The organism is uncultured Rikenella sp., from assembly GCF_948810725.1.
In the GTDB taxonomy this organism is placed as follows: Bacteria; Bacteroidota; Bacteroidia; order Bacteroidales; family Rikenellaceae; genus Rikenella.
On the sequence record NZ_CAQIVA010000081.1, the window covers coordinates 1 to 4155 of the forward strand.

The window sequence follows — 4155 nt, forward strand, 5'->3', positions numbered from 1 at the left end:
GCCTCTACCCCTATTCTCTGTCCGCGCGCTGGCGGAAATCTTATTCAAACGCGAATCACGCGTTTGAATGATTTCCTTCTTCAGCGATCGCGCGCGGTCGAACTTCGTTCGCGCGCCTGGGGAAATCTTGTCAAAACGTGCCAGCACATTTTGACGATTTCCCTCTTAAGGCGAGGCGCGCGATTGGTTTGAGGGAACTGTTCCTTTTGGCTTCGCGTTGCCTTCGTCTTCCTCGTGCTGCCTCGGCAAATCCCGCAAGCGGTCTCTGCTCTCGGTACGCTACTCGGTTCCTCCTCGCCGCTCGGCAATTTGCAAACTACGTTTGCATTGCACTCGCTGGCAGCGTCGGTTGTGAACAAAAGGAACCGAAAAAACTTCAGAGCGCATCCCTACGGGATGCTTTGGCCGGGTCTAACCGCATACGCAAGGCGCCGGCCCAACCCTCTTCACGCGACGAGGGACACGCTGTTCGAGGTAAGGACGAAACGCCTATCTTTGCAAAGATATGAGAAAAAAAGCTACGCTCACTTTCGCGGATGCGATCAAACGAAAAGGACCCAGGGCGGTCGGGGCCATGGTCAAACCGGTCGGGGCGACGTGTAACCTGGATTGTACGTACTGTTACTACCTGGACAAGGCGAGGCTGGCGCCGAAGGCACATGCGGCGGAGGTGATGAGCGACGAGCTGCTCGAAAGGTTCGTCAAACAGTATATCGAGGCGAATCAGGTGCCGGTGGTGTCGTTCTGTTGGCACGGTGGGGAACCGCTGCTGGCGGGAAGGGAGTTCTACCGAAAGGCGGTGGAGTTCCAAAAAATGTACAGGGGGGAGAAACGGATCGAAAATTCGATACAAACGAACGGGACGTTGCTCACGGACGAATGGGCGAGGTTCTTTGCGGAGGAGGAGTTTCTGGTGGGGGTCTCGATCGACGGGCCGAGGGAGGTGCATGATGCGAACCGGAGGGATCGGGCGGGGGAATCGACGTTCGACCGGGTGATGGGGGGGATTGAGCGGCTGAAGGAGCAGGGGGCGGAGTTCAATACGCTCTCGGCGGTGGGGGCGGCAAGCGAGGGAAGGGGGAGGGAGATTTACCGCTTCCTGAAGGGGATCGGGAGCCGGTTCATGCAGTTCCTGCCGGTGGTGGAGCATGTGAAACGGATCGAGGGGTGGCCGAGGGAGGTGATTGTGGAACCGGGGGATCCGGAGGCGCACAGGGCGGAGTGGTCGGTGGGGGCGGATGCGTACGGGAGGTTTCTGAACGATGTGTTCGACGAGTGGGTGACGGGGGATGTGGGAAGCTATTTCGTCCAGATGTTCGACGCGACGCTGGCGGGATGGTGCGGGGTCAGGCCGGGGCTGTGCGCGTTCTGCGAAACGTGCGGGGATGCGCTGGCGGTGGAGCATAATGGGGATGTCTATGCGTGCGACCACTTTGTCTATCCGGAGTACAGGCGAGGAAATATCGCGACGGGGGAGCTACGAACGATGGCGGGATCGGGGGAGCAGTTCCGGTTCGGGCTGGAAAAACGGAATGCGCTGCCGACGGAGTGTCTGAGGTGCGGGTATCTGCACTTGTGTCGGGGGGAGTGTCCGAAGCACAGGTTCGTGCCGTCGGAACGAAATCCGGAGGAGAGGGTCAATGCCCTGTGCGGGGGGCTCAGGGCGTTTTATCGGCACTCGGAGCCGTACATGCTGAAAATGCGGGAGCTGCTGGAGGCGGGGGAGCCGGCGGCGTTGGTGATTCCGTGGGCGAGGCAACGGATGGGCCTATTCTAACGGCTAACCGGGGAGGGGGGTATACGAAAAAACGTTCGGTTATTCGAAATCAATTGTTACAAATGTAGCGATAAATGCGGATATACGTATAATTGCGACAGAAAATATTATAACACTGACACATATGTCGCTTAACTTGCGACCGTTTCCGGGCGAAAGGCGGTTCGATTCGAGGGGTTCGAATAACCGAACGGTTTTCCGAACACACGGGGGAACACGGATTAGGGTTTAATTTTGGCGAGCGTATGATACGGGGTTATTTCAGATTCGAACCGGGGGATGCGGAGGCACAGGAGAAAATAGAGGCGCTGATCGAGGCGGGGGTCACGAGCGGAAATATTTTCTTCGAAACGACGGGGGCGGAGGAGCTGAACCGGCTGCTCAGGCTGCTCAGAAGGGGGGATACGCTGGTGGTCTCGAGGGCGGCGGATGTCTGTCGGTGCAAGGAGGAGATGGCGCTACTGATCGAAAGGCTGGAACGGAAGGGGGCGGCGATCAGGGCGCTGGACGAACCGTGGCTCGATTTCAACAGAGGGGTCGCGGGGGAGATGCGCTCGAAAAGGGGGATGGAGCTGGGAACGAGACCAGGGGGAACGAGGGGGACGAAAAGATCGGAGGAGGGGATGGAGGATGCCAGGGCGGCGGGGAGGCCGAAGGGGCCGCATCGGGAGATCATGCACAAGCTGGATTTCGCGATCCGGATGTACAACACGAATAATCAGATGTCGGTGAGCGAGATTTGCAAAACGGTGGAGCTCAACGAGCGGACGTTTTATCGGCACTTGGAGCGGGAGGGGATTCAGGTAATACGCAGGCCGAAGGGACGGAAACCGAAAGCGGGAGAGAGACGTTGACGGAAAACAGAATCAAAACGGGCGCCGGGAACGGGCGGCCCGTTTTTTCGTTTTATCCGGCTTTTTCATTTTATCCGGCTCGGTTTATCTGATTCGTTTTATCTGGCTCGTTTTATCTGGCTCGGGGCACTGAGCGCCGCCCCGGGCTTCCGCGATCGGGATACGGGCGCGCTGCTCGCCGTCGGCAACGACGGGTACAGCTGGTCTTCCGCCACGAGCGGCATCAGCGGCCTGGACTTGAGTTTCTCCGTGGTGTGGCTTCCTCCCAGCTTCGCGCACTACCGCGCCTACGGTCTTCAGTTGCGTTGCCTCTCGGAATAAACGGTGCCGCTCGGCACTCGAATACTGGCTGGAACTACCCCAAGGAGCAGCCTCTACTCTTTTGGTCTGACTTTACGCGGGCGACCGACCTCGATCAGCCTTTGACCGGTACCTTCCCGTACTACTCGGATGGGGCTCCCGGTGAAAAATACGGCGCCGGGAACTACAAAGCCACCAACGGTCGTCTCTACAAGGTAACGGACGACGGCACCGCGGGAACCCCGCTGGCCTGGTACCCCGCCCCGGGCTACCGCGACGCAGGCAGTAACGGGCGATTGGGCGCTCTGGCGAGCGTCGGCAACCACGGGTTCAGCTATTCGTCGTCGGTGAGCGGCAGCAATGGGGTGTACTTGGATTTCAACGTGACGAGCCTCAGTCCCAGCTTCGCGAGCAGCCGCGCCCACGGTTTTCAGTTGCGTTGCCTCTCGGAATAAACGAGGACGAGAGGCACGCGGTGGGCAAGGGGCTGGGACTACCCTACTCTCTTGGGTGGGCCGAAGCCTGCGGGGCCTACAGCAACGTGAGTTGCGGGCCTCCGCCGGGGGTGGCTCCGGCCCGCGCGGCTCTGCGAGCCGTAGAAGCAGTGCCTTGTTCGACGCCCCATTCTGTTGAGTTCGGCCTTGTCGCTTTTAGTTTAAGCGGGTCGCCGCCAGCGGTGAATGCAACGAGCTCCGTCGAGTTGCAGCCCGCCGCGTGGGGTGGCGGCGAACTGCGCGACTCTGCGAGTCGCTGAAGCACTGTCCAAAGCACTGACCGATGTCCGTCTCACTACGGCTCCGCCACGTTGACCGTCGCCCGCTGGGATTTCATCTCGATTTTGCTTACCGCAAAACGAGCGAAACCCCTCTTTAGGCAGGCGGGCGACAGAGCTTTGCGCGGAATCGAACTTTTTCGCGCGCCTGCGCGATTCATTCTATTTCGACTCGCCGCCGAAATAGCTGAATCGCTTCTTTAGGCGGGGCGCGCGTTTTAGTTTGAGAAGACTGCGCTCGGGCCGCGCGGGCCCCACGTCCCGTGGACGGGAAATGCTGGCGCATTTCAACTGGCAGCCTCTACCCCCATTCTCTGTCCGCGCACTGGCGGAAATCTTATTCAAACGCGAAACACGCGTTTGAATGATTTCCTATCTCCAGCTGTCGCGCGCGGTCGAGCTTTGACCCGCCTCGAACTGTTCCTTTTGTTCACAAAAGAAGCCGAAAAAAC

Annotated in this window: 3 protein-coding genes; all 3 read left to right on the forward strand. The window is 59.4% G+C overall.

Features of this window, described 5'->3' with window-relative positions:
* The first annotated feature begins 505 nt into the window (after positions 1 to 505).
* The 3 genes from Q9S52_RS10505 to Q9S52_RS10515 all read left to right on the forward strand — a co-directional run bounded on the left by Q9S52_RS10505 (position 506) and on the right by Q9S52_RS10515 (position 3386).
* On the forward strand, positions 506 to 1777 hold the full coding sequence (locus Q9S52_RS10505; protein WP_304709077.1) for an anaerobic sulfatase maturase: 1272 nt from the start codon (positions 506 to 508) through the stop codon (positions 1775 to 1777).
* A gap of 245 nt (positions 1778 to 2022) precedes the next feature.
* Positions 2023 to 2631, forward strand: coding sequence for a hypothetical protein (locus Q9S52_RS10510; RefSeq protein WP_304709078.1), 609 nt, complete (start codon positions 2023 to 2025; stop codon positions 2629 to 2631).
* A 422-nt stretch (positions 2632 to 3053) separates the two neighbouring features.
* Positions 3054 to 3386, forward strand: a complete 333-nt coding sequence (locus tag Q9S52_RS10515; RefSeq protein ID WP_304709079.1) for a hypothetical protein — start codon at positions 3054 to 3056, stop codon at positions 3384 to 3386.
* The last annotated feature ends 769 nt before the right edge of the window (positions 3387 to 4155 follow it).